The 24653-nt window shown below is 28.4% G+C and carries 29 protein-coding genes; 17 read left to right on the forward strand and 12 right to left on the reverse strand.

Annotated features, from left to right (window positions below; translation table 11 throughout):
- Window positions 1–43: 43 nt before the first annotated feature.
- From SHK09_RS10060 to SHK09_RS10075, 4 genes are all read left to right on the forward strand, one after another.
- Window positions 44–1150, forward strand: a complete 1107-nt coding sequence (locus tag SHK09_RS10060; protein WP_319810643.1) for a YHYH protein — start codon at window positions 44–46, stop codon at window positions 1148–1150.
- A 68-nt stretch (window positions 1151–1218) separates the two neighbouring features.
- A complete protein-coding gene (locus SHK09_RS10065; RefSeq protein WP_319810644.1) occupies window positions 1219–1995 on the forward strand; it encodes a YHYH protein in 777 nt (258 codons plus the stop codon).
- Window positions 1982–2590, forward strand: a complete 609-nt coding sequence (locus SHK09_RS10070; protein WP_319810645.1) for a hypothetical protein — start codon at window positions 1982–1984, stop codon at window positions 2588–2590. The genes SHK09_RS10065 and SHK09_RS10070 overlap by 14 nt, the downstream gene beginning before the upstream one ends.
- Complete coding sequence (locus tag SHK09_RS10075; RefSeq protein WP_319810646.1) at window positions 2562–3233, forward strand: SCO family protein; 672 nt, start codon at window positions 2562–2564, stop codon at window positions 3231–3233. Before SHK09_RS10070 ends, SHK09_RS10075 begins: the two co-directional genes overlap by 29 nt.
- Window positions 3234–3305: 72 nt before the next feature.
- Here the strand turns inward: SHK09_RS10075 and murB are convergent, their stop codons facing one another.
- On the reverse strand, window positions 3306–4313 hold the full coding sequence (murB, locus tag SHK09_RS10080; protein WP_319810647.1) for a UDP-N-acetylmuramate dehydrogenase: 1008 nt from the start codon (window positions 4311–4313) through the stop codon (window positions 3306–3308).
- A complete protein-coding gene (locus SHK09_RS10085; protein WP_319810648.1) occupies window positions 4314–5504 on the reverse strand; it encodes a pyridoxal phosphate-dependent aminotransferase in 1191 nt (396 codons plus the stop codon).
- A gap of 274 nt (window positions 5505–5778) precedes the next feature.
- Between SHK09_RS10085 and SHK09_RS10090 the strand changes: the two genes are divergently transcribed.
- Window positions 5779–6999, forward strand: coding sequence for a pepsin/retropepsin-like aspartic protease family protein (locus SHK09_RS10090; protein WP_319810649.1), 1221 nt, complete (start codon window positions 5779–5781; stop codon window positions 6997–6999).
- On the opposite strand, the gene SHK09_RS10095 is transcribed toward SHK09_RS10090, so the two are convergent.
- Window positions 6996–7400 (reverse strand): DUF1573 domain-containing protein, encoded by a 405-nt coding sequence (locus SHK09_RS10095; protein ID WP_319810650.1) that lies wholly within the window; start codon window positions 7398–7400, stop codon window positions 6996–6998. The genes SHK09_RS10090 and SHK09_RS10095 overlap by 4 nt on opposite strands.
- Window positions 7401–7523: 123 nt before the next feature.
- Here SHK09_RS10095 and SHK09_RS10100 point away from each other — a divergent pair, with 123 nt between their 5' ends.
- A complete protein-coding gene (locus tag SHK09_RS10100; protein ID WP_319810651.1) occupies window positions 7524–10163 on the forward strand; it encodes a valine--tRNA ligase in 2640 nt (879 codons plus the stop codon).
- A gap of 152 nt (window positions 10164–10315) precedes the next feature.
- On the forward strand, window positions 10316–11164 hold the full coding sequence (locus SHK09_RS10105) for an OmpA family protein (protein ID WP_319810652.1): 849 nt from the start codon (window positions 10316–10318) through the stop codon (window positions 11162–11164).
- Window positions 11165–11229: 65 nt separating this feature from the next.
- On the opposite strand, the gene SHK09_RS10110 is transcribed toward SHK09_RS10105, so the two are convergent.
- Window positions 11230–11664 (reverse strand): hypothetical protein, encoded by a 435-nt coding sequence (locus SHK09_RS10110; protein WP_319810653.1) that lies wholly within the window; start codon window positions 11662–11664, stop codon window positions 11230–11232.
- 60 nt (window positions 11665–11724) lie between these two features.
- Complete coding sequence (locus SHK09_RS10115; protein ID WP_319810654.1) at window positions 11725–11892, reverse strand: lmo0937 family membrane protein; 168 nt, start codon at window positions 11890–11892, stop codon at window positions 11725–11727.
- 100 nt (window positions 11893–11992) lie between these two features.
- On the opposite strand from SHK09_RS10115, the gene kdsB reads away from it, so the two are divergent.
- The 4 genes from kdsB to SHK09_RS10135 all read left to right on the forward strand — a co-directional run bounded on the left by kdsB (window position 11993) and on the right by SHK09_RS10135 (window position 14044).
- Window positions 11993–12724 carry a 3-deoxy-manno-octulosonate cytidylyltransferase gene (kdsB, locus tag SHK09_RS10120; RefSeq protein WP_319810655.1) on the forward strand — a complete coding sequence of 244 codons (732 nt, stop codon included), beginning with the start codon at window positions 11993–11995 and terminating at the stop codon, window positions 12722–12724.
- Window positions 12725–12726: 2 nt separating this feature from the next.
- Window positions 12727–13419, forward strand: coding sequence for an HAD family hydrolase (locus SHK09_RS10125; protein WP_319810656.1), 693 nt, complete (start codon window positions 12727–12729; stop codon window positions 13417–13419).
- A 41-nt stretch (window positions 13420–13460) separates the two neighbouring features.
- Window positions 13461–13721, forward strand: a complete 261-nt coding sequence (locus tag SHK09_RS10130; RefSeq protein ID WP_319810657.1) for a hypothetical protein — start codon at window positions 13461–13463, stop codon at window positions 13719–13721.
- Between the two features lie 128 nt (window positions 13722–13849).
- Window positions 13850–14044: a hypothetical protein gene (locus SHK09_RS10135; protein ID WP_319810658.1), complete on the forward strand. Its 195-nt coding sequence runs from the start codon at window positions 13850–13852 to the stop codon at window positions 14042–14044.
- Between the two features lie 51 nt (window positions 14045–14095).
- Here SHK09_RS10135 and SHK09_RS10140 read toward each other — a convergent pair whose 3' ends face one another.
- From SHK09_RS10140 to SHK09_RS10155, 4 genes are read right to left on the reverse strand one after another with little or no spacing between them, the layout of a single operon-like run.
- On the reverse strand, window positions 14096–14551 hold the full coding sequence (locus SHK09_RS10140; protein WP_319810659.1) for a sensor of ECF-type sigma factor: 456 nt from the start codon (window positions 14549–14551) through the stop codon (window positions 14096–14098).
- A 1-nt stretch (window position 14552) separates the two neighbouring features.
- Window positions 14553–15092: a hypothetical protein gene (locus SHK09_RS10145; protein ID WP_319810660.1), complete on the reverse strand. Its 540-nt coding sequence runs from the start codon at window positions 15090–15092 to the stop codon at window positions 14553–14555.
- A gap of 33 nt (window positions 15093–15125) precedes the next feature.
- A complete protein-coding gene (locus SHK09_RS10150) occupies window positions 15126–15674 on the reverse strand; it encodes an RNA polymerase sigma factor (RefSeq protein ID WP_319810661.1) in 549 nt (182 codons plus the stop codon).
- Between the two features lie 56 nt (window positions 15675–15730).
- Entirely contained in the window at window positions 15731–17179 is a 1449-nt protein-coding gene (locus tag SHK09_RS10155; RefSeq protein ID WP_319810662.1) for a TonB-dependent receptor, read from the reverse strand.
- Between the two features lie 75 nt (window positions 17180–17254).
- Between SHK09_RS10155 and SHK09_RS10160 the strand changes: the two genes are divergently transcribed.
- The 5 genes from SHK09_RS10160 to SHK09_RS10180 all read left to right on the forward strand — a co-directional run bounded on the left by SHK09_RS10160 (window position 17255) and on the right by SHK09_RS10180 (window position 21355).
- Complete coding sequence (locus tag SHK09_RS10160; RefSeq protein ID WP_319810663.1) at window positions 17255–18037, forward strand: MBL fold metallo-hydrolase; 783 nt, start codon at window positions 17255–17257, stop codon at window positions 18035–18037.
- A 113-nt stretch (window positions 18038–18150) separates the two neighbouring features.
- Entirely contained in the window at window positions 18151–18504 is a 354-nt protein-coding gene (locus SHK09_RS10165) for a hypothetical protein (RefSeq protein WP_319810664.1), read from the forward strand.
- Complete coding sequence (locus SHK09_RS10170) at window positions 18505–19326, forward strand: cell envelope biogenesis protein OmpA (RefSeq protein ID WP_319810665.1); 822 nt, start codon at window positions 18505–18507, stop codon at window positions 19324–19326.
- A gap of 12 nt (window positions 19327–19338) precedes the next feature.
- Window positions 19339–19824 (forward strand): Rab family GTPase, encoded by a 486-nt coding sequence (locus SHK09_RS10175; protein ID WP_319810666.1) that lies wholly within the window; start codon window positions 19339–19341, stop codon window positions 19822–19824.
- Between the two features lie 7 nt (window positions 19825–19831).
- Window positions 19832–21355 (forward strand): hybrid sensor histidine kinase/response regulator, encoded by a 1524-nt coding sequence (locus SHK09_RS10180; RefSeq protein WP_319810667.1) that lies wholly within the window; start codon window positions 19832–19834, stop codon window positions 21353–21355.
- Here the strand turns inward: SHK09_RS10180 and SHK09_RS10185 are convergent.
- Window positions 21350–22081, reverse strand: a complete 732-nt coding sequence (locus tag SHK09_RS10185; RefSeq protein ID WP_319810668.1) for a YoaK family protein — start codon at window positions 22079–22081, stop codon at window positions 21350–21352. The two genes, SHK09_RS10180 and SHK09_RS10185, sit on opposite strands and share 6 nt — an antisense overlap.
- Window positions 22082–22127: 46 nt before the next feature.
- Window positions 22128–23357 carry a DEAD/DEAH box helicase gene (locus SHK09_RS10190; protein WP_319810669.1) on the reverse strand — a complete coding sequence of 410 codons (1230 nt, stop codon included), beginning with the start codon at window positions 23355–23357 and terminating at the stop codon, window positions 22128–22130.
- 138 nt (window positions 23358–23495) lie between these two features.
- Here SHK09_RS10190 and SHK09_RS10195 point away from each other — a divergent pair, with 138 nt between their 5' ends.
- The gene (locus tag SHK09_RS10195; protein ID WP_319810670.1) at window positions 23496–24170 is read left to right on the forward strand and encodes a class I SAM-dependent methyltransferase; all 675 of its coding nucleotides are present in this window, start codon (window positions 23496–23498) and stop codon (window positions 24168–24170) included.
- Between the two features lie 16 nt (window positions 24171–24186).
- Here SHK09_RS10195 and SHK09_RS10200 read toward each other — a convergent pair whose 3' ends face one another.
- The gene (locus SHK09_RS10200) at window positions 24187–24651 is read right to left on the reverse strand and encodes a nuclear transport factor 2 family protein (RefSeq protein WP_319810671.1); all 465 of its coding nucleotides are present in this window, start codon (window positions 24649–24651) and stop codon (window positions 24187–24189) included.
- Window positions 24652–24653 lie beyond the last annotated feature (2 nt).

Here is a 24653-nt window from a genome sequence, read left to right on the forward strand (position 1 = left end):
TTATCAAAAAAAAAAGCATCTAAACTTTTATAAACTTATAAAAATGATAAAGAAATATTTTATTGCAATACTAGTAAGCGGTTTGTTTGTTAGTTGTAAAAGTCAAAAACATAAAGAGACTCACGCTCACAGTCATGATGAAAATGTGGAAGCAAATGTGCATGAAAAAAACAATTATTTTGATTCGTATCGTTTAGTGGATAAAACTTATGGAACAAAAACAATTGTTACTGTAAAAGGAAATGAAAGAAAAATGGTTACAAATGCTTTGCCAAACCATAAAACTGGCGAGTTCCCAAATTCTGGAAACCCAAACACAATTTCTGCACAAAATAGAACGTATACATTTCCAATAAACCCAAAGTATATAGGAGAATCTACTTGGGTTAGAGAACCGGGAATTGCTTTAAATGGTGTTAAGTTTGAACCAGGAACTGCAGAAGTTGTAGTTTGTGAAACTGGAGAAAATTATAGAGTAGAGGCTTTACAAAATGTTATAGATCTTGGTTTAGATTCTAATTATGCACATGTACAACCAACAGGAGCGTATCATTATCATGGAACACCAACTGCAGTTATCGAAAAATATGACAATGGAGAAGACTTGGTACATGTAGGTTTTGCACACGATGGTTTTCCTATGTATTATTCTAAAAGCGGAAAATATAAACCAAGTTTTAAATTATTAGACGGCACAAGAGAAGGAGAAGATTGTGCTTATACAAACCCAAAAGAAACGATAGATATTTCTGTTGGTGGGCATCATGATGGAACTTTTGGAGCTGACTTCGAATATGTAGCAAATTCAGGCGATTTAGATGAATGTAATGGAATTACAATTAACGGAAAATATATGTATTTGGTAACAAATGAATTTCCTTATGTAAGTAGATGTTTAATGGGGGAAGTTGCTAAGCAAGAACGTAAAGGATCATCAAGAGATCAACAACAAGGAGGGAAACCTAGTTTTGACGAAGTCTTAAAAATGATGGATACTAATAAGGATAGTAAAGTAAGTAAAGCCGAAGCAAAAGGACCTCTAAGTGAAAACTTTGATCGTATAGATAAAAATAAAGATGGCTTTTTAACCAAAGAAGAATTGGGAAATGTTCAGCAAAGACAAGGACAAAGAGTGCCTAAACACAATTAATTAAAATAAAACGCAAGTTTTGTTTTAATTAAGCATCTAAATATAAAACACTAAAAAACCATTAAAAAATGAAAAATCAATTTATTAAAATCACAGTACTTTTAGCAATACTTTTTACAGGAATCGTTTCTTGTAGCTCAGATGATGAAGTTGTAGGAGAAGAAGAACAAGAAGAAACAACAGGTACATTACATAATGCCTTTGCAGATTTTGATGAAAACGAAACAACAATTTATCTTTCAGGATCTAATGTAGTAATAGAAACTACAGGTTTACCAAACCACACAACTCCTTATTGGAGTGAAAGTCACCCATTATATATAGCACCAACAGTTACAAGTGAAGCTCAAATGACACCAACTAGAATTGATACTTCTGGGAGAGATAATTCAAGCACTTTAACGGTCTCTCAAAATGCTAATTTAGCGAGTTCTACAACAGCAACAGAATTAGGCGCAATTGGTATTGCTGTAAGTGGTGCTTATCTTTATAATGATCAAGAAGGAAACGGAGCTTTAGATGCTGCAGCTGGTAGTTTAGATTATTCAGGTGCACATATTGGTCCTTCAGATTACCATTATCATTTAGAGCCTTTAGCTTTTTCTGATGATGATGATAAATTAAATGGTATTATTTCTGATGGGTTTTTTATCTATGGAAGAAAATGTAACTCAACAGGAACATATCCAACAGATTTAGATACTTCTGGCGGTCATACAAGTACAACACAACATACAACAATAGCAGAATATCATTACCATATTATTAACGAATTATATACAACTACAGGAAGATATCTTGTTTTTCCTGGTCCATATAAAGGAACACCTAATGCAATTAGATAAATATTTATTTTTAGTGTTTATATGTGTTTTTGGTAGTTGTAAAAATCAAACTACCAAAAACATATCTATTATAAATACTAAAGAGATTGTAAACATTTTGATACCTAAAGAGCAAGTAAAATTGAATCCTTTAAAAGGACAATGGTTTTATAAAGACCAACCTTTTAGTGGCTATGCTGTTACTTATAATGAAAATGAAGTTTTATCTGAAAAAACAGGTTTTTTTAATGGAAAAAGACAGGGTAAAAGGTATAAATATTTTAATGATGGAACTATAAAAAGTGAAGCAAATTATGTTCAAAATAAATTGGATGGTTTAAAGTTGAATTATTTTAAAAATGGAAATATTTATTTAGAATCTAATTATGTAAACGGAAAAAAACATGGAATTCAAAAAACATGGTTTATAAACGGGCAATTAGCCAAACAGAAAAATTTAACAGACGGAAAAGAAAATGGTTTGCAACAAGCTTGGTTGCAAAACGGAAAAATTTATATTAATTATGAAGCTAAAAACGGAAGAACTTTTGGCTTACAAAGAGCAAATTTATGTTACCAATTAAAAGATGAAAAAGTTGAAGAAAAGAGTAAGTAGTTTTTTATTATTATTGATTATAGTAACCACAATCAGTTGTAAAAACACAGAGAAAGAAGTAGTTTTAAGTAGAGTAGATGCTTTGCCTTATTATAATGAAGCCTCTTTTACTCCTAAATGGGTAAACGCTAAAAGTGAAGAGTTAAAGTCGTTTCATAAAATTCCAGATTTTAGTTTTACAGATCAAAATGGAGAAAATATCACTCAAAAAACATTTGAAGATAAAATTTATGTAACAGATTTTTTCTTTACAACGTGTCCTGGAATTTGCCCAATGATGACTAAAAATATGGATATTATTCAGCAAGAATTTATAAATGATGCTGCTGTTTTATTGCTTTCACATTCTGTAACGCCAAGTATAGATTCTGTACCCCAACTTAAAAAATATGCTTTAGATAAAAATATTGGTAATAATTGGCATTTGGTAACTGGTAATAAAAAAGAAATTTACAATTTAGGAAGACAATCTTATTTTGTAGAGGAAGACTTAGGAGAACCAAAAGGTATTGACGACTTTTTACACACAGAAAATTTTGTATTAGTTGATAAAAATAAACACATAAGAGGTATTTATAATGGTTTAAACAAAAATGCCGTAAAACAATTAATTGCAGATATTAAAACATTAAAAAAAGAGTAAAAGTAAATTGAGTTTGAGTTTGAGTTTGAGTTTGAGTTGAAGTCTCATCAAGAAATTGATGGGGCTTTTTTATTAAATTACATTTACTTCAATTTCTAAAGAAATACCGAAATTCTTAGAAACAGTCTCTTGTATTTTTTGTGCTAATTGATGAATTTCTAAACCAGAAGCGTTGCCGTAATTAACTAAAACTAAGGCTTGTTTTTCATGAATACCAGCATCACCAAAACGTTTTCCTTTAAAACCACTTTGTTCTACTAACCAACCTGCAGGAACTTTTACTTCTGTTTCTGAAACAGGGTAATTAGGCATGTTTGGGTTTTCTTTCTGAAGTTCTAAAAATTGATTTTTAGAAATAACAGGATTTTTAAAAAAGCTACCACTATTCCCAATTTCTTTAGGATCTGGTAATTTAGATTTTCTAATGGCAATAACAGCATCAGAAACATCTTTTAAACTTGGTTTTGTTATGTTTTTAGAAGTTAACTCAGTTTCTATTGCTCCGTAAGAAGTATTTAATTGATGGTTTTTTCTTGTAAGAAGAAAACTTACTGATGTAATAATATATTTACCTTTTTCAGCATTTTTAAAAATTGAATTTCTATAACCAAATTCACAAACTTCATTTGGAAATAGGTGTAATTTGCCTGTTTTAATTTCTAAAGCTTCAACTTTAGTAATGGTATCTTTAACCTCTACACCATAAGCACCAATATTCTGAATAGGACAAGTGCCAACATTACCAGGAATTAGAGATAAATTCTCTATTCCGCCATAATTATTAGAAATACACCACAAAACAAATTCGTGCCAATTCTCTCCAGCATTTACAGTTAGATAAACATCATTATTATCTTCTCTGTCTATAGAAATTCCTTTAATATCTATATGTACAACAAGTTTTTTAATATCTTTTGTAAGTAACATATTACTTCCGCCAGACAATAAAAATAAATCTTTTTCTGTTTTTAAAAGCTGTTGCAACTCATAAACAGAAGTAACAGATATAAAGCGTTTGGCATTTACAGAAATGCCAAACGTGTTATAATTTTTTAAAGATATGTTTTGTTGTAAATTCAACTAGTTTGGGTATTGTTTTAAAGCTGCCGCTAAAATTTCTACAGAACGTTTTAAGTCCGTTTTATTTAAAACATATGCCATTCTAATTTGTTTTTTACCTTCACCTGGTGTAGAATAGAATCCGCTAGCAGGAGCCACCATTAAAGTTTCATTATTTAAGTTAAAATCTTCTAAAAGCCATTGCGCAAAATGATCAGAATTTTTAATTGGTAATTCTGCAACACAATAAAAAGCTCCTTTAGGATTTGCAACCTTTACTCCATCAATTTTTTGTAATTCAGTAATTAATGTATTTCTTCTTTCTACATATTCCTCTATAACATCATCGAAATAAGATTGTGGTGTATCTAATGCAGCTTCACTTGCAATTAAAGCATATGTTGGCGGGCTTAGTCTTGCTTGTGCAAACTTTATAGCCGTTTTAATAAACTCTTCATTTTTAGAAACAATACAACCAATTCTTGCGCCACACATACTGTAACGTTTAGAAACAGAATCTATAACAATTGCATTATTATCTAAGCCTTCTAAAGAAAGTACAGAAGTATGTTTTAATCCGTCGTAAGTAAATTCTCTATAAACTTCATCTGCAATTAAAAATAAATCGTGTTTTAAAACAATCTTTTTTAATTTTTCAATTTCTTCTTCAGAATATAAATAACCTGTTGGGTTTCCTGGGTTACAAATTAAAATTGCTTTTGTTTTTGATGTAATTAGTTTTTCAAAATCTTCTATTTTAGGTAACGCAAAGTTATCTTCAATTTTAGAAATTACAGGAACAACAGTTACACCAGAAGCAGTAGAAAAACCATTGTAATTTGCATAAAATGGTTCTGGAATTATAATTTCATCACCCGGATCTGTAATACTACCAATTGTAAACAATAAAGCTTCAGAACCACCAGTTGTTGCAATAATATTATTAGCAGTAACAGGTATGTTGTTTTTTACATAATACTTCGCTAATTTAGTTCTGTATTCTTCAGAACCTTCTGAACGAGCATAAGAAAGTGTTTCTATAGTATTGTTTTTTACAGCATCTAAAGCTACTTGAGGTGTTTTAATATCTGGTTGCCCAATATTTAAGTGAAACACTTTAACTCCTCTTTTTTTCGCATCTTCTGCATAAGGCACCAATTTTCTAATTGGCGACTCTGGCATTTGTATTCCTTTTTTAGATATTGATGGCATAATGTTTTTTTGAAAAATTAATCTATGCAAATTTGCAAAATATATTCTATATGATGCATTATATTTTTAAAAGTTTAGCGGTTATTTTTTAATTAAATAAGAAGTTTCAGTATTTTAATTGTTGTATTTTTATAAATAACATAAAAAAACGCACTTGTTTAAAAAAAATAGAATCTTTCTAATATTTTTATTTACTGTAATACTTAACAGTAACTGTCAAAATGGATTCCGTTTTAAGATAAAATCACAAACAAAACAAAGAGTATCTTTTAGGTTGATAAATAATTTAATTGTTATCCCTTTAGAAATAAATGGGCAACAACTTTCTTTTATTTTAGACACGGGTGTTAATAAAACAATTATTTTTAATCTTTCTAAAAATGATAGTCTTGGTCTTTTAAACCCGAAAAAAGTAAACTTAAAAGGTCTTGGTGGCGGAGAACCTGTAGTAGCAATTTTATCAGAAAAAAATAAAATTAATATAAAAGGATTAATTGGTTATAATGAGTCTATTTATGTAATTCTTAAAGATTTTTTCGATTTGTCTAGTAAAATGGGCACAACCATTAATGGTATTATTGGCTATAATTTACTAAAAAATTTTATTGTTAAAATTAACTACAAAACAAAAAAAATAGATTTCTACAATCCTAAAAGTTATACTTATAAAAAATGTAGAAAATGCGAAGTTTTACCCATTCAGTTTTATAGAAAAAAACCATTTATAAATGTTAAAATACAACTAGATACCATTGGTAATAAATTAACAGAAGTAAAAGTGTTGTTAGATTCTGGTGGAAGTGATGCTATTTGGCTTTTCGAAAATTCTAAAACAGAAATAAAAACTCCCCAAAAATTTTTTAATGATATTTTAGGTGAAGGCTTAAGTGGTACTATTTATGGCAATAGAAGTAGAATTCCAAAATTAAAAATTGGGAATTTTGAAATTGAAGAACCAACAGTATCCTTCTTAGATTCACTTTCTTCTCATAATGCAAGAAAACTAAAAAATAGAAATGGTAGTATTGGTGGTAATATTTTAAAAAGGTTTAAGGTTTGGTTAGATTACCCAAATAGACAACTAATGCTAAAGAAGAGTGGCTCTTTTAAAACCGGATTTAATTACAATATGAGTGGTTTAGATATTGTTTATACAGGAAAGCAGTTGGTTAAAGAAGAAACAAAAAAAATGTCTAAAGATGCATATAACAATAGACTAGAAAACAATAATACCATTTCTTTTATTACTAATTTTTCATATAATTTTAAGCCAACGTATAAAATTAATGCTGTTGTAAAAAATTCTGTTGCAGAAAAAGCAGGTTTAAAAGCTGGTGATATTGTGCTGGCTATAAATAGAAAACCAGTTTACAGCTATACTTTAAATGATATTGTAAATAAATTACAAGAAAGAGAAAATAAGAAAATACAAATTAGAATAGAAAGAAACGGACGAGAAATTAATTTTCAATTTAGATTAGAAAAAAGAATTTAACTATCTGAAAGCATACTTTTTGGTTTCTCTAGAATAACACCGTTTTCTACATAACCTCTAATTTTTAAAATTTTTCTTTTTGTTTTTGCATTTGAGAGAATGGTTATTTGTTTAGAAAAACCACCGGCTCTTTTCGTGTCATAAGAAACTTTAATTTCTCCTTTTTCACCAGGCATAATTGGTTGTTCTGGTTTTTTAGGCACTGTACAACCACAAGAAGATTGTATGTTTTTTATAATTAAAGGAGCATCACCAATGTTTGTAAAAATAAAAATTCTTTCTCCATTAGAACCTTTATTAATTTTACCGTAATTAATTGACTCCTTTTCAAATTTAAATTCTTGAGAATTCATTGAAAAAGAAATAAAGAATACTGCTAATAATGTTCCGAATGCTTTCATAACTAATATTTTACGATGTAAAATTAAGGTTTATAATTTGTTTTAAAAAATTAACTACTAATTTTCTCTACAAAATAGATAATTGTACTTTTGTAAACTATATTACAAAAACAATACCAAAGTATGACAATTCCATCTAAATATGATGCAAGCCAAGTAGAAGATAAATGGTACGACTACTGGATGAAAAACAACTATTTTCATTCTACGCCAGATGAAAGAGAGCCTTATACAATTGTAATTCCGCCGCCAAACGTAACGGGAGTATTACATATGGGACATATGTTAAATAATACAATACAAGATGTATTAATTAGACGAGCTCGTTTATTAGGTAAAAACGCGTGTTGGGTTCCTGGAACAGATCATGCATCTATTGCAACGGAAGCAAAGGTTGTTGCTAAATTAAAAGAGCAAGGAATTACTAAAAACGATTTAACTCGTGAAGAATTCTTACAACATGCTTTTGATTGGAAAGACGAATATGGAGGGAAAATACTAGAACAATTAAAGAAACTTGGTGCTTCTTGCGATTGGGAAAGAACTGCTTTTACAATGGATCCAGAAATGTCTGAATCTGTAATTAAAGTTTTTGTTGATTTATACAACAAAGGTTTAATTTACAGAGGTTATAGAATGGTAAACTGGGATCCGGAAGCTAAAACAACACTTTCTGATGAAGAAGTAATTCACGAAGAAAGACAAGGAAACTTGTATTACTTAAAATATAAAATTGAAGGATCTGAGGATACTTTAACAATAGCGACAACAAGACCAGAAACAATTTTTGGAGATACGGCAATTTGTATCAACCCAAATGATGAACGTTTTACGCATTTAAAAGGGAAGAAAGCAATTGTACCTTTATCTAATAGAGTAATTCCTATTATAGAGGATGAATATGTAGATTTAGAATTTGGTACAGGTTGTTTAAAAGTTACGCCTGCACACGATGAGAATGATAAGAATTTAGGAGACAAGCACAAATTAGAAGTAATTGATATTTTTAATGATGATGCTTCTTTAAATTCTTTCGGATTACATTATCAAGGGAAAGACCGTTTTGTAGTAAGAAAAGAAATTGCTAAAGAATTAGAAGAAAAAGGTATTTTAGTGAAGACTGAAGTTCATACAAATAAAGTAGGAACATCAGAAAGAACAAAAGCCGTTATAGAACCAAGATTATCCGATCAATGGTTTTTAAAGATGAAAGATTTAGCACAACCTGCAATTGATGCAGTTTTGGGTGAAGATGCAGAAATCAATTTATATCCAAAGAAATTTGAAAACACCTACCGTCATTGGATGGAAAATGTGCGTGATTGGAATATTTCTCGTCAACTTTGGTGGGGACAACAAATTCCTGCGTATTTCTACGGAGACGGAAAAGAGGACTTTGTAGTTGCTGAAAATAGGGAAGAGGCATATAAATTAGCTATTTCTAAGAACGTAGTTGATGCTTCATTTAAAATTGAAGACCTTCGACAAGATGAAGATGCACTAGATACTTGGTTTTCTTCTTGGTTATGGCCAATGTCTGTTTTCGACGGAATTAGAAATCCAGAAAACGAAGAAATTAAATACTATTACCCAACAAACGATTTAGTTACCGGACCAGATATTTTATTTTTCTGGGTAGCAAGAATGATTGTTGCTGGTTATGAATATAAAGACGAAAAGCCTTTTAATAATGTTTATTTAACAGGATTAGTTAGAGATAAACAAAGACGTAAAATGTCTAAATCTTTAGGGAACTCTCCGGATGCTTTAAAGTTAATTGAAGATTATGGAGCAGATGGAGTACGAGTTGGACTTTTATTAAGTTCTGCTGCCGGAAACGATTTAATGTTTGAGGAAGATTTATGTCAGCAAGGAAAAGGATTTGCAAATAAAATTTGGAATGCTTTTCGTTTGATAAAAGGTTGGGAAGTAGACGCAAGTTTACCACAACCAGAAACTTCTAAAATTGGTTTAGAATGGTACGAAGCTAAGTTTCAAAAAACGTTGGCAGAAATTGAAGACCATTTCTCTAAATACCGTTTGTCTGATGCTTTAATGGCAATTTATAAACTAATTAATGATGATTTTTCTTCATGGTTATTAGAGATTGTAAAGCCAGCATATCAACAACCAATAGACAAAACTACCTTTGATGCTATTATAGAAGTTTTAGAAAATAACTTAAAGGTATTGCATCCGTTTATGCCATTTTTATCGGAAGATATTTGGCAATACATTGCAGATAGAACGCCAGAAGAAGCATTAATTATTGCAAAATACCCGGTAATTAAAGATTTCGATGCAAAGATTATTGAAGATTTTGAATTTGCAACCGGAGTCGTATCAGGATTAAGAACTATCAGAAAAGATAAAAATATTTCTTTTAAAGATGCAGTTGAGTTATTTGTAATTGATAATGATAAAAGCACAAAAGAATTTGATGCTGTTATTCAGAAATTAACAAATACATCTGTTATAAACTACGTTGTAGAAAAAGTAGAAGGCGCTTCATTTAGAGTAAAATCTAATGAATACTTTGTACCAATTTCTATTGAAAATATAGATGTAGAAGCAGAAATTAAAAAACTAGAAGGCGAACTTAAAAGAGCAGAAGGTTTCTTATTTGGTATTTCAAAGAAGCTTTCTAATGAGCGTTTTGTGTCTAATGCACCAGAAAAAGTGTTAGAGTTAGAGCGTAAAAAAGAAGCAGATACTGTTGCTAAAATAGAAACAATAAAAAGTAGTTTAAGCTCTCTAAAATAAAATTTATTTATAATTAAATTTTTTAAATAAAAGCCATAAGAATATTCTTATGGCTTTTTTAATACATAGTTTTAAAAGTTACATATCTACATTATTTATACTATTAAGTAGTTTCTGGCGTTTTCACTTTATAACTATTAAATAAATTATTTATGAGAAAATTAATTATCCCAATAGCAGTTATAGCCTTATCATTGTCATCTTGTGTTTCTAAAAAAAAATATGCAGAACTAGAAACCAAGTACGTCGATGCAAGAGGTAATTTACAGAAATTGGAACTAAAATTTGATAAAATTGATAAAAGAGTTGCAACTTATAATAATAAGATTAATTCTTTAAAAGGAGACAATGTTGCTTTAGAAAGAGAAAATGCGGTAAAATTAGATATGGTAGGTAATAATGCTGTAATGTCTAATGAAGCAAGAGCACTAATGAACAAAACATTATCTAAAATTGATCCTGAAAAATTAGCACAAGCAAAAACATTAAAAGATTCTATAAATTTAGCAATTTCTTACAATATTGTTCGAAAAACTTTAGGTAAAGCAGAATTTAAAAACTCTGAAGATATACGTATAGATATAGACCAAACAGTTGTTATGATATCTGTTTCAGATAAATTATTATTTAATACGGCTAGTTATAAAATTAAGAAAAGCGGTTATGAATTAATTACCAAATTAGCAGATATTATAGAATCTGAACCTAGTATAGATGTTATGATTGAAGGGCATACAGATTCTAGAACTATTAGTAATGTTGCTGTGCAAGATAATTGGGATCTAAGTGTGAAAAGAGCAACCTCTATTGTTAGACTTTTACAAGATAAATTTAATATTGATGGGAGCCGATTAATTGCATCTGGTAGAGGAGATACAATGCCTTTATTACCAAATACAAGTGATGCTAACAGAGCGAAAAACAGAAGAACAAGAATTGTTATTTTACCAAATATAGATAAATTCTTTGCTTTGTTAAGTAGTGAAGAGTTTAAAGATTAAATTAAATAAAACTTATAGTAAATAAAAAAGCTCCCAATTGGGAGATTTTTTATTTACTATAAGTTTTATTTATTGTGATTTTTATAAAATTGCATCATAATAAAAGAACCAATAAAGGAAGAAGCCATACCTTCTATAACTAAAGTTATTATAATTTCGGGTAAAGATAAATCTCCACCAATTAAGAAAGAATTATTCATAACGTTTAGAAAATCTGGGTTTATAAATTGTATATAAACCACAACACCTATAATAGATAGTAAAACAGCTAAAGCAGATGTTCTAATACCAATTCCTAGATTTGTAGTATATTTTGTTTCTTTATTTTTAAAGACACTTTCTTTAATTGCTAAGTGTATTCCGAATAAAACAAATGCTAGGTTTAAAAATCTTAAATAAGGGTTTTCATCTAAACCAAACAATTTGCATAACAGAAAAAAACCACCAATTAATAAAGTAATTAATAATGCGTTTTTTATAATAATTTTATCTGTAGACATTTTATTTGTTTTTATGTTAATGAATAATTATGGTAAATTAAATTTATATTTTTAAAAGAATTATAAAGGTTTTCTACCAGAAATAATGTTATAAAGAATAACAATAACTGCAATAACTAATAATGTATGTACTAAACTGTTGGTTCCTATTCCTGGTACAATTCCCAACATTCCTAATCCCCAAATAATAATACAAACTACGGCTACAAGCCACAAAATACTTCTCATAATTTTTGTTTTTTTTGTTCACTCAAAATTATAAAAATTGTAGTGTGAAGATTAACGCTATCCATTTAAATATTATCTTTGATGCTTATATAATGTATTTATGAAAATTATTGCAATGATTCCTGCACGCTACAGTGCATCTCGTTTTCCTGGTAAATTAATGAAAGATTTAGGAGGTAAAACAGTTATTCAAAGAACTTATGAAGCTGCTTTAAATACTAATTTGTTTGCAGAGGTATATGTAGTAACAGATTCAGAAATTATTAGAGATAATATTTCGAATGTTGGCGGAAACGTTATAATGAGTATAAAGGAACATGAATGTGGTTCTGATAGGATTGCAGAAGCAGTAGCGTTTTTAGATGCAGATATTGTTATTAATGTGCAAGGAGATGAACCTTTTATAGATAAAGTTTCTTTGTCTAAGTTAATAGCTGTTTTTAAAGCAGATGATAAAAAAGAGATTGATTTAGCTTCGTTAAAGGTACAAATAACAAGTAAAGAAGACATAGAAAATCCCAATAATGTAAAAGTTATTACAGATGTAAATAATTTAGCAATCTATTTTTCTAGAAGTGTTATTCCGTTTCATAGAGATAAAGATATTGACGTAAAATATTATAAACATAAAGGTGTTTATGCATTTAGAAAACAAGCATTGTTAGATTTCTATAAAACGCCAATGACACCTCTAGAAGCTTCAGAAAAAATAGAAGCAATTAGATATCAAGAAATTGGTAAAAAAATTAAAATGGTAGAAACTTCTATAGAAGCTGTTGGTATTGATACGCCAGAAGATTTAGAAAAAGCAAAAAAATATTTAAACTTATAAGAATGTTTAAAGATATAAAAGTAATAGCTTTCGATGCAGATGATACTTTATGGGTAAATGAAACCTATTTTAGAGACGCAGAGGTAGTTTTTGCAGAATTACTATCTAAGTATGAAACTAAAAATAAAATAGACCAAGAGTTATTTAAAACTGAAATCAAAAATTTAGCTATTTATGGTTACGGAATTAAAGGTTTTACTTTATCTATGATAGAATCTGCCTTAGAACTCTCTAATTACAATTTACCACAAGAAACTATAGAAAAAATATTAAATATTGGTAAAGCAATGCTAAAGCAACCAATAGAATTAATAAGCGGAGTAGAAGAGGTATTACAAAGTTTACAAGGTAAGTACAAGTTAATTGTAGCTACTAAAGGAGATTTATTAGATCAAGAAAGGAAGCTAGAAAAATCTAATTTATTGCATTATTTTCATCATATAGAAGTAATGAGTGATAAAAAAGAGAAAGATTATTTAAAATTAGTAAAACATTTAGACATTAAACCGTCTGAATTTTTAATGATTGGTAATTCTTTAAAATCAGATGTATTGCCTTTGTTAAAGATAGGTTCAGCGGCAATTCATATTCCATTTCATACCACTTGGGTTCATGAAGAAGTGTCTTTAGAAGAACAAAAAGAATTAGATTATAAGACGTTAAGAAATATCAAAGAACTTATAACGCTCATTTAAATAAAAAAGCTAACTTTGCACCTTTAAAATTAAAATATATTATGGCTAGCATAAAAAACTTAAAAAAAGATATTAATTACACTTTAGGAGATATTATTGGATTCGTTTCTGATAAAGTTGATGTTAAAGGAGATAATAAAGAAGTTGAAGCAATTATAGATGAAACTATAAATACTTTTGACGCTTTAATAGCAAGAATTAACACAAAAGGTGTTGAAGATAAAAAAGCACACTACAGACAAGTAAGTGCTGATTTAGAAACTAAAGCGAATGAATTAGTTGCTAAAATTAATAAGATTTAAATCTTAACATTTTTTAAACATTTTTTTAACTACCATCAACTTACAGTTGATGGTTTTTTTTGTTAAATTTGAGTAATTGTAATAAACACATCGTTGTGTACGTTATAATTATTAAATACTTAAAAAATATGGCTAGAGCAATGTTCGAATACACGAAGACTGTATTAAAGAAGGTTAGTTTTAATTCAGAATTGTTTTGTAAAGAATTAAAAAAGGGTTTAGAAAGTTTGTTACCTTATGAAGTAGATGAGTTAACAATTTGGTTAAGAAGTTTTACAGCAAATAAACCAGAGTTATTAATTTGTATGACTTTGATAAAATAAAATAAAAAAAGAGGCCAATGGCCTCTTTTTTTATTTTAACTAATAATGTTGTTATTCTTTAGTTTTTTTCCCTTTTCCGTACTTTCTCATTAATTTTCTAGAAAATTCTCGTTCAGAAAGATGAAGCTTCATAATTTTTTTATAAGGTAGAAATTTAGATATTTTGGTATTGAAATCTACTTTCTCTTCAACCATTTTTTCTTCTAAATCTAATTTTAATAATACAAGTTTCTTTGCATCAGATTCTTCTAGTTTAGCTAAATCGCCAACTTCTTTAATTTTCTTTTTAAACTCTAACCTTCCTTTGTTTCTTAAAAGATCTATTTGTTCTTCGTGTTTGTTATAAATTGGCCAAAATTTCTCAGCTTCACTAGAACTAAGTTTTAATTCTTGTGTAAGAAAGGCAACTTTTAAAGCCATAATCTTTTCTCTACTCTCCTTGTTATGTTGCCCAAAAGACTGTAAAGTAGTAAGAACGAGTGTTAGTATTATTGTATATTTTTTCATGTTAATAATTTTCATTAAATAAAGAAGTGTTCTCAGAGTCGATAATATATTCTTCTATATCATCATTGTTTAAATCTGTTAAAGCAAAATCATTTTCACTTGTAATCTCTGTTTGTAATAATGCAGCAAAGTCATCATCAGATAATTCGTTAGAATTTTCAATAATCCAGTTTTCTATGTCAGACTGTGCTAAACTGTCAAAGCTTACATCGTTATTTAAAGGGTTAAAATAGTTAATACTTAAAAATAAAGCCAAAGAAGCTGCAGCTGCAACAGGAATATATTTTAAGAATTTAGTTTTAAAAGAAATAACTTTTACTTCCTTTTTAGGTATTATTTTATCTGTAATAGAACTTTCTAATTGTTCGAAATAATTTTCTGGCATTGTAAAACCATCTTCTTTTGGAAGTTTATCTTCTAAAAGAAAAGAAGCAAACTTATCTTCTGTATCGCTAAAGTAATTTTTAGGTGCAGAAAAACCAGTATTTTTATCTAATACAGATTTTAAGTAATCTTCGCTATTTTTAATTTTATTTTCCATCTTATTATTTAGACCTTAATATTTATAAAAGGTTTAATCAGTTTTATTTTTTATATAATTTTCTATTTTCTTAACTGCATGAAAATAAGAGGCTTTCAATGCACCAACAGATGTTTCTAAGATTTCAGACATTTCAGTATACTTAATTTCATCAAAATACTTCATATTAAAAACCAATTGTTGTTTTTGTGGTAAAGTAGCAATGGCTTTTTGTAGAATTAATTGAATTTCATCACCAGAAAAATAAATATCACTTTCTAATGTAGCAGCTAATTGGTCATGCATTTCAGAAATATCTACATTTCGTTCTTTTGCACGTTTATTTATAAAAGTAATAGCTTCATTTGTAGCGATTCTATACATCCAAGAAAACAATTTACTTTCTTGATTAAATTTGCTAATATTTCTATAAATTTTTATGAATGTGTTTTGTAAGACATCATCTGTATCATCATGTGAAATTACAATTTTACGTATATGCCAATACAAGCGTTCTTTATATAGAGAAATTAATTCTCTGAACGCTTTTTCTCTTGTTTGAACATTTATAAGTTGTTCTATTAAAACAATTTCGTCTGTCAATTACTACTTTTTTATTTAGACAAATTGTTTTGCTAAAGGTTTAATGTCTAGTTAAATTATTTACTTATTCTAGATCTAGAATACCCAAATAAACGTTTTTGTTTTATAATTTCAGAAATACCTTCTGGTAGCATTTCTTCCCAACCTTGTTCTCCTTCTCTAATCATTTTTAAAACAGTTCTAGAGAAGATGTCTAGAATTTCTGGATCAAAATCATCAATATTTATAAGTCTACCGTTGTTTTTAAAGAATTTATATAATTCTTTCATTCTTGGGTGCACTTTTAGGTTTTCGCTATTAATGTATTCTCCAGACGCTTGATCATGGTAAGGATACATATATACTTTTAAGTCTCTGTAGAAAAGTTTACCAAAAGCCTCTAAAATACCACCACTTAAATTACGGTAATATTTCTCATCAAAAATTTGAATAAGGTTATAAACACCCATTGCAAGTCCCATTCTTTCTTTCGTAAACTCACTAAAATATTCAACCAATTTAAAGTATTGTTGAAAACTGGTAATCATTACATTTTGTCCTTGAGAACAAAGTAGTTCTGCTCTGTCTAAGAAATCTCGCTCATTAATCTTACCTTCAGAAGTAAGGTTACTTAATGTAATTTCAAAGATAACTTGTGTGTTTTCTTCTTTTACTTTATTTTCTTTTAAGAAAAGTCTTTTAGACTTTTCATACATATCCATATTTACTTTAGTAACAGGTCTAAAACTACCACGTAAAGCTAAAATGTTCTTTTTATATAAAACTTGTGCAGGTAACAGGTTATTTCCATCAGGCCCAAACATTACTGCATTTGTCATTCCATTTTTAAGTAATTGTAAACTCATTAAACGATTGTCTACATACATAAAACGAGGTCCAGAGAAATTAATCATATCAATTTCTAAATGGTCGCTACTTAAGTTGTGGTAAAAAGATTTTACCAACTCTTTAGGGTTGTCATTTAAATAAAATGCACCATAAATTAAGTTTACACCTAATATACCTAATGTTTCTTGTTGCAAACGAGCGTCTGTTTCTTTAAAACGAAGGTGTAAGATAATTTCATTATAATCTTCTAAAGGATCTAATTGAAAACGAATACCAACCCAACCATGACCTTTAAATTTCTTTGCGAAATCTATAGTAGTTACTGTGTTTGCGTAACTAAAAAATAATTTATCAGGATGTTTAGTTCTACTTAATCGATCTTCCATTAAATCGATTTCGTGACGCAACATTTTTTTAAGACGTGGTTGTGTAACATAACGTTTGTCTTCTTCAATACCATAAATGGCATCTGAGAAATCTTTATCATAAGCACTCATTGCCTTTGCAATTGTACCAGAAGCAGCACCAGATCTAAAAAAATTACGAGCAGTTTCTTGTCCTGCGCCAATTTCGGCAAAAGTTCCGTAAATATCTGAGTTTAAATTAATTCTAAGTGCTTTACTCTTAGTAGTTGGTACACTACTTATTTCTTGATCTCCTTTTAAAGAAATTGCCATAAATCGATTTTAACGTTCTAACAAATGTAATGAATTAGTGTGCTATCAGTCAATTTTTATCTTATTTTTGTTTTAATGAATATTGAGAAAAAACTGTTAAGAATTACTTTTTTAGGAACTGGTACCTCACAAGGTATTCCAATGATTGCTAGTAATGATCCTGTTTGTTTATCTACAGATTTAAAAGACAAACGTTTACGTTCTTCTGTTTTAATTTCTTGGGATGATAAAACGTACGTTATAGATTGCGGACCAGATTTTAGGCAACAGATGTTGCGAGAAAACGTACAATTAGTAAATGGTGTTTTATTTACACATGAACACGCAGACCATACCGCTGGTTTAGACGATTTACGCCCTTTTTGTTATAAAATAGGAGAGATGCCTATTTATTTAGATAAAAAAACGTTGGCTAGTTTAGAGCAACGTTTTCAATATATTTTTTCAAAAGAAAACAGGTATCCAGGAGCGCCAAGTGTACAGCCAAATGTAGTAGAAAAAACTTCTTTTTTTATTGATGATTTAAGAGTAACTCCTATAGATGTAATGCATGGAAAATTACCAATTTTAGGATATAGAATTCAAGATATAGCGTATCTAACAGACGTAAAATCTATTAGTTTAGAAGAGAAAGCAAAGTTAAAAAATTTAGATGTTTTAATTGTAAATGCATTAAGAGTAGAAACTCATCCTACTCATTTCAATTTAGAAGAAGCATTAGCTTTTGTTAAAGAAATTAAACCTAAAAAAACTTATTTTACACACATAAGTCATAAGTTAGGTTTTCATAAAGAAGTGTCTAAAAAGTTACCTAAAAATGTTTTTTTAGCCTTTGATGGCTTAAAAATTGAAGCTTAGGTTTTTAATAATTATATTTTAATGTATATTTGTTAATATGGCTTTAATCTTTAGATTATTTGCCTTTATAATTTAACAATATTCCCCCGTAATTAACTCAATATAAAGAATAGATGGAAAAAAAGTCAGAAACAAACCAAGCAGCAGAAACTAATCCAGTAGTAGATAGTAGAATTGCAGCAGTTAGAGACTTAATCTTTGGTGAAAATATTCAGCAATATAATTCAGAATTTGAAGATGTTTTCAATAGAATAACAGCTTTACAAAATGCAACACAAAAAGGATTAGGAGATTCTGTTAGTATTTTAGAAAGTAAATTAGCTGATTTAGAGAGTTTAATGGATCATAAAATTCAAGATTTAAATGACGATTTAGATAAGAAAATTGCAGAATTAGATGATGAAAAAACCGACAGAAAAAAATTAGGAAAAGCTTTAGAAAAAATTGCATTGATGTTACAAGAATAAATGGGAAAGCCAATTAGAGATAGTAAAAATGACAATCGTTTTGAGTTACTTAAAGAACTTTTATTAGAAGATGATAGAGAAAAATTTACTGCTCTAAGTAAAGATATTATTGATAAAAGAAAAATATCTGAAACAGTAAACCCTCTAATAGATTTAAAACTTGAAAATTTACGTGAAAATTTTCCAACAGATTTTGGAAAAACAATAACGGAGACTATAAAAGTTCAAATTAGAGAATCTCAAGATGAAGTAGTAGAAGCTTTATACCCCATTATGGGGAAATTAGTTAAGAAATTTATTGTCGTAGAAATAGCCAAATTATCAGAGAGTATTAATAAAACTATTAAAGAGAAGTTTTCTATTTCACAAATTTTAAAACGTTTTTTTAACGGTAGAAAAAATAATGCAAATCTTATTTTAGAAGAAGTTTTCGAACCAACAATAGAAGAAGTTTTTGTAATAGAAAAAGATTCTGGTCTGCTTGCTGGTAATTATTCTAGAGGAAATATTGCTGAAAAAGACATGGTTTCTGGAATGTTAACTGCCATTAAATCTTTCGCAGAGGATGCTTTTTCTAAAGAAGGGCAAAATCTAGAAGATATTAAGTTTGAAACTTTCCAATTATCAATACAAAACTTTAAAACAATATATATTGCAACTGCAATATCTGGTGTAATTAATTCCGACTTTAAAGAAGTTTTATTAGATAAAATAAATAATCTAGCTGAAATTATTTTAAGAGATAGAACTTACCTTTCAGAAGAAAAAAAATTAAGTAAACTTATACAAGAAATTTTAATTAATACAGATGAACTTAATTAAAGATTTTTATATATGATAGCTAAAAAAGTTTTATTAGTAGGGAATTTTGGTGTTGGAAAAACTTCATTAATTAGAAGATTTGTACTTAACCAATTTTCCGAAGATTATATAAGTACTATTGGTGTAAGAGTTAGCTCTAAGGTGGTGCTTTATGAAAATAAAGAAATAAAATTATTAATTTGGGATGTTGCTGGTACTAGTGGAGATGAAAAAATACCAAAAGCGTATTTTTTAGGAGCAAGTGCAGCTATGTTTGTCTTTGATTTAAGTAGAGAAGAAACTTATTTAACAATAGATAATTATCTAGAAAGTATTAGGCATTTATCTGGTTTAAAGGATATTACTATTGTTGGTAATAAAAAAGATTTACTAACCAAAGAAGAATTAGAAACTGTTATAGAAACTATTTCTGTAAAAATTGATTTAATAACAAGTGCTAAAGAAGATGAAAATGTAGAAAGTGCATTTTTACAATTAGCATCTCAAGCAATAAAATAATATAACATTGATACCTGCAAAAATAGAAGATGTTTTTATACAAATTACCACCAGTTTCTCTGGTGTAATTATAGACATTACTGCGGGAAATTTTGTTAGAAAAGAATTTAATCTCCAAGAATCTATTTATAATGTTTGTCCTTTTTTAGAAGGTACTTTAGAGGCTTTAGAAGTTTCTACTCCATTTTTATTAGAAGGAATGGTTATTGTTTCAAATTCTATAGAGTATAATATAGATATAGAATTGTTTAAAAGTGAAGACAATGTTACCACATTAATTCATGATAGAACTAGTGTTTATAAATACGTAGATCAATTAAACCAGAACAGAAATGATATTTTCTTTGTTAAAAGAGAACTTGCTGAAAAGAATATAGAATTAGACAAACTACGAAAAATTGCAGACAAAGCAAATGAAGAAAAGTCTCGTTTTTTAGCAATGATGAGCCATGAAATTAGAAACCCTTTAAATGTTATTTTAGGATATTCTGAAATGATTTCTGAAGAAAAAATTAATAAGAATGTTAAGGAATACTCTAGACTATTATTAAATTCTGGGAAAAATTTAAAGGTGATTGTAAATGATATTTTAGATTTGTCTAGAATTGAAGCAGGTAAATTTGAATTGGTTAATTCTGCTGTAGATATTAAGCTAGTATCTAAAAATGCTATTAGAAATTATAAAGATCAGAATAAAAATAAAGAAGTTGTATTAGAATTAGAATTTGCAAAAAATATACCAGAATTAGTTTTAGCAGATGATGTAAGAGTAAATCAAATACTATCTAACTTACTGTCTAATGCTTTAAAATTTACAGAAAAAGGAATTGTTTGCCTAAAAGTAAAACTAGTTTCTGAGGGTAAAGAATTTGTAAATCTTTCTTTTGCGATATCAGATTCTGGCAAAGGAATGACAAACCAACAAGCAGAAACTATTTTTGAAGAATATCAACAAAATAACGAAAGTGATTATCGTTTTTTTGGAGGTGCAGGCTTGGGTTTATCAATAGTGAAAAGATTATTAAAAGCAATGAATGGTTCAATCTCTGTAGAAAGTGAGCTAAATATAGGAACTGTTTTTAACGTAGAAATTCCGTTTTTAAAAGTAAATACACCTAAAAGTAATCGTATTGAAAAAGAAGCCGGTTTCACTTCAAAAAAAATAAAAGGAAAAAGAATTTTAGTGGCAGATGATGATGCATTAAACCAAACTATTGTAGCTCATATATTAAAGAAAGAAAATGCAATTCTTACGCAAGCTAAAGATGGTTTAGAAGCTTTAAATATGTTAAAAACAGAAGTGTTTGATATTGTTTTATTAGATATTTACATGCCGAATATTACTGGTGAAAAATTGGTAAAATTAACAAACGATTTCAAAAAAGAAAACACAAATATTCCTTTTTTGGCATTAACCGCAAATACAACTCCAGAAGATTTAAAACGATATAAAGGTATTGGTTTTAAAGATGTAATTGGTAAACCTTACACAGCAGTGGAGTTTGTAGAGAAAATAACTGCAGCTTTATAAAAGTTTTCTTTTTCTATTAAATTTTATTAACTCATACCTAAAGCTGTCATAAAATAAGCTCGTTAGTAAAATTATTGCTCCTAAAATAAGTGTATTTAGTTTTAAGCCAAAGCTAGAGTAAAGTATTCCACCTGTTATTCCTCCAAGAAAAAAGAAACATATTATATAGATTCTTAATTTTATAGTAGATTTTATTTTTGTTCTGTTGGGGTAAGATTCATTGAAAAATAATTGAGAAAGTTCAATTCCTAAATCCGTGAAGAGACCTGTTAAATGTGTTGTTCTTACAATTGTATTTGAAATTTTTGTGACATAAGAATTCTGCATACCCATAGCTAAAAGTAATAAACAAATAATTATATTAGGATATTTTATATCTGTAAGATTACTTATAGTAGCAATCGATATTAGAATTATAGATTCTATTATTGTGGGTAAAACAAAAATATTTAGTTTCTCTTTTCTTTTAAATTTTTCAATTAAAAAACTTGACAGAAAAGAACCGAATAGAAAAGAGAAGATATAAAGAAGGTAAATAGTTCCTTTCCAAAACTCAAAATTGGCCACATCGCTAATAAATAAAGCGAAATGACCAGTTACATTTGTTGTTAATTGGTTGAAAGATAAAAAACCTGTAACATTTACAGTTCCTGCAACAAAAGACAAAACTGTTGCAATTCTTAGGTTGTGTTTTAGGGTTCTACTTTTCCCCTGATGTCTAAACATATTCTTTTTCTTTTGTTAAAAATTAAAAGAAAACTAAACTTTATTTTTAATACCAGCGTTTCTTTTTCTTTTTAGAAGCTTCAGATTTTCTACCTTTTTTATTTTTACTAACTGTATTTGGTTGTAATTTTTTTTGTTTATTAATAACATAAGAATGATCAATTATAACCTTAATTGGTCTTTCTATTAAAGTTTCAATTAATTTTATATAAGCATTTTCATCAGGTGAACAGAAAGAAAATGCAATTCCAGATTTACCTGCTCTACCAGTTCTACCAATTCTGTGAATGTATGTTTCTGGAACATTAGGAATGTCAAAATTAATAATGGCATCTACATTTGTAATATCTATTCCACGAGAAGCAACATCTGTTGCAATTAAAATATGCGCTTTTTTATCTTTAAAATCTTCAATAGCTTTATTTCTTAAGCTTTGTGTTTTATCACCATGAATACTAGCTACTTTGTAGCCGTTTTTAGTTAAAGATTCTTCTAATTTATCTACACCAAATTTTGTGCGTCTAAAAATGATGATTTTCCCGTTAATGGTATTTCTCAATAAATTTAAACATAAATCTGTTTTATTCTTTTTTGGAAGATAGTACAATAACTGACCAATGTTTTTTGCAGTAGTTTCTTCTGGGTTTATTTCTACAACAACAGGGCTTTTTATTACTTTTTTAGCTAAGTCAACTATTTTTTCTGGCATTGTCGCAGAAAAAAGTAAAGTTTGCTTTTTCTTAGGGCATAAAGCTTCTATTTTTTTTATGTCGACTATAAATCCCATATCTAGCATTAAATCTGCTTCATCTAAAACAAAGATTTCTACAGCGCTTAAGTCTATATTTCCTTGCATTTGCAAGTCGATTAATCTACCAGGAGTTGCAACTAAAATGTCTACACCTTTTGCTAGTATTTCTTTTTGTGGTTCTAAAGAAACACCACCAAAAACAGCAGTTGCTCTTAAATTAGAGTACTTACTAAAGCTTTTAATGTTTTCTAATATCTGTATAGCTAATTCTCGTGTTGGTGTAACAATTAAAGACTTTATCTTTTTCTCACCTTTTTCTGTATCTTGTTCATCGAACAATAACTGAATAATTGGTAATGCAAAAGCGGCTGTTTTTCCTGTACCAGTTTGCGCAGAAACAATAACGTTCTTTTTTTCTAAAACTAAAGGAATCGCTTTTTCTTGTACTAAAGTAGGTGTTTGAAATCTCTCTTCAGCAACGGCTTTTAAGATTGATTTGTTAAAAGGAAAATCAGTAAAATGCATGTATTATTTTTAATGCAAAGATAGTTTAAAAGAAAGTATGTTTTTTGTTGATTTTTGATTTAAAAACAGGAATTTCTGTAAATTTGTTAAGGCTTAAGTTCTGAGTATTAAAAAACAAGTAATTAGGCTTTCTATATTATGATAAAAAAGGCAAAACCTATAAAAAATAAGAAACCATGGCCAACAAAAGAAGCGATGGAGCAGGTTTATGAAATGAAACTTTGGGGAGATAATAATTCTAGTTTTTATTCAGGATCTGGATCTCATCAAACTGAAATTATAACACCTTATATTACGGCTGTAGTTTCATTTTTAAATTCTTTTAAGAGTAGAATTTCTGTTTGCGATTTAGGCTGTGGAGATTTTAATGTAGGTAAGGAGTTGGTTGCACATTCTAAAAATTATATTGCAGTAGATATTGTGGCAAACCTTATTGCTTTTAATAAAGAAAAATTCAAAGAAGAAAATTTAGAATTCCTTTGTTTAGATATTGCTAAAGATATTTTACCTGTTGCAGACTGTGCCTTGGTGAGGCAGGTATTGCAACATTTGTCTAATGTAGAAGTTTTAGAGGTAATAGCTAAGTTAAGAGATTTTAAATATGTAATCTTAACAGAACATTTGCCTTTAGGGCAATTTGTACCAAATAAAGATATTATTTCAGGCCAAGGAATAAGGTTAAAAAAACAGAGCGGAATTAATTTATTAATGCCGCCGTTTAATTTAAAAGTAAAAGAAGAAAAAGTATTAGCGTCTTTGGTTTTAAATAATTCTAAAGGAATTATTGTAACAACACTTTATTGTCTTTTTTAAAATATCTTCTAATAGTTTACGTATTCATAAAATTTTCTAATTGCTCTTTTGTGGTATTCTGAATTTTATTCTTCATAAAAGGAGTCCATCCAATTAAATAACCTGCAGTTCCAATGGCTTGTTGCGTCCATTTCCATAAATTGAAGGTATCTATATGCTCAATAATTTTACCATCTTCAAACTTAAAGTTAGCGGTAACATTATTAATCACTTTTCGCTTTTTTTCTCCGTAAAGATATTCAGCTTTCCAGTTAGCAGAACCTTTGTCTTCAGTAGCTGTAATATTACTAAAGCTTATCTTAGTGGTTTTAGTTCTTTTAGATAACAACATTTCCCACATTTTTATAGCTTTTTCTCCTTTTAATGTTCCAAAAACAGGGTCTTTAAATATTACGTTTTTATGATAACACGCTATCATTCCTTTTACATCTCCACTTGAAAAAGAATTATAAAAATTTTCTATTAATTTGTTGTTATTCATAA

This window comes from Polaribacter sp. PL03, assembly GCF_033875165.1.
Lineage (GTDB): Bacteria > Bacteroidota > Bacteroidia > Flavobacteriales > Flavobacteriaceae > Polaribacter.

What these genes read in the sequence shown, in the direction of transcription:
- SHK09_RS10060 (WP_319810643.1), top strand. Translation starts at nt 44, where the DNA reads ATGATAAAGAAATATTTTATTGCAATACTAGTAAGCGGTTTGTTTGTT.
- SHK09_RS10065 (WP_319810644.1), top strand. Translation starts at nt 1,219, where the DNA reads ATGAAAAATCAATTTATTAAAATCACAGTACTTTTAGCAATACTTTTT.
- SHK09_RS10070 (WP_319810645.1), top strand. Translation starts at nt 1,982, where the DNA reads ATGCAATTAGATAAATATTTATTTTTAGTGTTTATATGTGTTTTTGGT.
- SHK09_RS10075 (WP_319810646.1), top strand. Translation starts at nt 2,562, where the DNA reads ATGAAAAAGTTGAAGAAAAGAGTAAGTAGTTTTTTATTATTATTGATT.
- SHK09_RS10085 (WP_319810648.1), bottom strand. Translation starts at nt 5,504, where the DNA reads ATGCCATCAATATCTAAAAAAGGAATACAAATGCCAGAGTCGCCAATT.
- SHK09_RS10095 (WP_319810650.1), bottom strand. Translation starts at nt 7,400, where the DNA reads ATGAAAGCATTCGGAACATTATTAGCAGTATTCTTTATTTCTTTTTCA.
- SHK09_RS10100 (WP_319810651.1), top strand. Translation starts at nt 7,524, where the DNA reads ATGACAATTCCATCTAAATATGATGCAAGCCAAGTAGAAGATAAATGG.
- SHK09_RS10105 (WP_319810652.1), top strand. Translation starts at nt 10,316, where the DNA reads ATGAGAAAATTAATTATCCCAATAGCAGTTATAGCCTTATCATTGTCA.
- SHK09_RS10110 (WP_319810653.1), bottom strand. Translation starts at nt 11,664, where the DNA reads ATGTCTACAGATAAAATTATTATAAAAAACGCATTATTAATTACTTTA.
- SHK09_RS10115 (WP_319810654.1), bottom strand. Translation starts at nt 11,892, where the DNA reads ATGAGAAGTATTTTGTGGCTTGTAGCCGTAGTTTGTATTATTATTTGG.
- kdsB (WP_319810655.1), top strand. Translation starts at nt 11,993, where the DNA reads ATGAAAATTATTGCAATGATTCCTGCACGCTACAGTGCATCTCGTTTT.
- SHK09_RS10125 (WP_319810656.1), top strand. Translation starts at nt 12,727, where the DNA reads ATGTTTAAAGATATAAAAGTAATAGCTTTCGATGCAGATGATACTTTA.
- SHK09_RS10130 (WP_319810657.1), top strand. Translation starts at nt 13,461, where the DNA reads ATGGCTAGCATAAAAAACTTAAAAAAAGATATTAATTACACTTTAGGA.
- SHK09_RS10135 (WP_319810658.1), top strand. Translation starts at nt 13,850, where the DNA reads ATGGCTAGAGCAATGTTCGAATACACGAAGACTGTATTAAAGAAGGTT.
- SHK09_RS10140 (WP_319810659.1), bottom strand. Translation starts at nt 14,551, where the DNA reads ATGAAAAAATATACAATAATACTAACACTCGTTCTTACTACTTTACAG.
- SHK09_RS10145 (WP_319810660.1), bottom strand. Translation starts at nt 15,092, where the DNA reads ATGGAAAATAAAATTAAAAATAGCGAAGATTACTTAAAATCTGTATTA.
- SHK09_RS10155 (WP_319810662.1), bottom strand. Translation starts at nt 17,179, where the DNA reads ATGGCAATTTCTTTAAAAGGAGATCAAGAAATAAGTAGTGTACCAACT.
- SHK09_RS10160 (WP_319810663.1), top strand. Translation starts at nt 17,255, where the DNA reads ATGAATATTGAGAAAAAACTGTTAAGAATTACTTTTTTAGGAACTGGT.
- SHK09_RS10165 (WP_319810664.1), top strand. Translation starts at nt 18,151, where the DNA reads ATGGAAAAAAAGTCAGAAACAAACCAAGCAGCAGAAACTAATCCAGTA.
- SHK09_RS10170 (WP_319810665.1), top strand. Translation starts at nt 18,505, where the DNA reads ATGGGAAAGCCAATTAGAGATAGTAAAAATGACAATCGTTTTGAGTTA.
- SHK09_RS10175 (WP_319810666.1), top strand. Translation starts at nt 19,339, where the DNA reads ATGATAGCTAAAAAAGTTTTATTAGTAGGGAATTTTGGTGTTGGAAAA.
- SHK09_RS10185 (WP_319810668.1), bottom strand. Translation starts at nt 22,081, where the DNA reads ATGTTTAGACATCAGGGGAAAAGTAGAACCCTAAAACACAACCTAAGA.
- SHK09_RS10190 (WP_319810669.1), bottom strand. Translation starts at nt 23,357, where the DNA reads ATGCATTTTACTGATTTTCCTTTTAACAAATCAATCTTAAAAGCCGTT.
- SHK09_RS10195 (WP_319810670.1), top strand. Translation starts at nt 23,496, where the DNA reads ATGATAAAAAAGGCAAAACCTATAAAAAATAAGAAACCATGGCCAACA.
- SHK09_RS10200 (WP_319810671.1), bottom strand. Translation starts at nt 24,651, where the DNA reads ATGAATAACAACAAATTAATAGAAAATTTTTATAATTCTTTTTCAAGT.